Source organism: Pseudanabaena biceps PCC 7429, assembly GCF_000332215.1.
Lineage (GTDB): Bacteria > Cyanobacteriota > Cyanobacteriia > Pseudanabaenales > Pseudanabaenaceae > Pseudanabaena > Pseudanabaena biceps.
Genome location: NZ_ALWB01000423.1, coordinates 1 through 833, shown reverse-complemented (window position 1 = coordinate 833; position 833 = coordinate 1). Strand labels below are relative to the sequence as shown.

Genomic DNA, 833 nt, shown 5'->3' with positions numbered 1-833 from the left:
TGTCAACATCAACAAACCTGAAGCAGTCATCAGTGGCGCAAAGGATAAATATAACTCCAAGTTCACAGGTGACTTTGGCGTTAATCTTGGTTCCTCTGAGCTAGTAAAAGTCAATGGCAGTGGCAAACTAACCGTTCTGTATCAAGATGGCAAATGGGGTAGCAAACACCAAGATGTGAAGTTAAATGGAACAGTTGCCAATATCCTCAACTTTGACGCAAGTGACATTAAATACGACCACGAAAATACCAAGATATCCATCGCCAAAGCTAGCATCACAATTCCGAAACTAAATGATGCCAAAGCCAACGTTGAGAATGCACGAATTGACAGCAATGGACTTGATTGGGACAAAGTCACGCTCAGTGCAACCCAAATTGCTCTCGGTAGCTATGTCAACATCAACAAACCTGAAGCAGTCATCAGTGGCGCAAAGGATAAATATAACTCCAAGTTCACAGGTGACTTTGGCGTTAATCTTGGTTCCTCTGAGCTAGTAAAAGTCAATGGCAGTGGCAAGCTAACCGTTCTATATCAAGATGGCAAATGGGGTAGCACACATCAAGATGTGAAGTTAAATGGAACAGTTGCCAATATCCTCAACTTTGACGCAAGTGACATTAAATATGACCACGAAAATACCAAGATATCCATCGCCAAAGCTAGCATCACAATTCCGAAACTAAATGATGCCAAAGCCAACGTTGAGAATGCACGAATTGACAGCAATGGACTTGACTGGGATAAAGCCACCCTCAGCGCAACCCAAATTGCTCTCGGTAGCTATGTCAACATCAGCAAACCTGAAGCAGTTATCAGTGGTGCAAAAGATA

The 833-nt window shown here is 42.7% G+C and carries 1 protein-coding gene; it reads left to right on the top strand.

Features of this window, described 5'->3' with window-relative positions:
* The coding region (locus PSE7429_RS26485; RefSeq protein ID WP_009629792.1) for a hypothetical protein at positions 1-833 on the top strand (833 nt) is incomplete at both ends.